This is a genomic window from Pseudomonas sp. FW305-25, from assembly GCF_017351415.1.
Lineage (GTDB): Bacteria > Pseudomonadota > Gammaproteobacteria > Pseudomonadales > Pseudomonadaceae > Aquipseudomonas > Aquipseudomonas chlororaphis.
In genome coordinates, this window is the sequence record NZ_JACNDE010000092.1 from 1 (window position 1) to 363 (window position 363).

Sequence of the window (363 nt, forward strand, 5' to 3'; positions counted from 1 at the left end):
CGTGGCGACCGGCAGGTTGCGCGCCGCCGCGACCCGCGCCAGTTGATAGTTAATCGCCGCCGGTGGCAAGTGCGGATCCAGGCCGCTGCCCGAAGTCGTCAGCAACGCCAGCGGTACCGGCCCCTGCCCTGGCACCGCCAGCTTGTTGGCGTCATCGATCACACGGCTGGCCAGGGCCGGGTTGCTCGGCGCCAGGTTGCTCGCGCTGCTGGACACCGTGGCAAAAGCCCCGGCCGATGGACGCGGGTGGAACCAGCTGTCGCCGCTGAAATCCTGGGCGATCAGGGCCGAACCACGGACCTGGCCCACGCCATCGAGCACCAGGCTGCCATTGGCCTGTTTCGGGAACGCCACCTGGGCCAC

General features: G+C 69.7%; 1 protein-coding gene. It reads right to left on the reverse strand.

What is annotated here, in order from left to right:
* Positions 1 to 363: potassium-transporting ATPase subunit C (locus tag J4E58_RS31820; RefSeq protein ID WP_102673083.1), on the reverse strand; the 363-nt coding region annotated here is incomplete at both ends.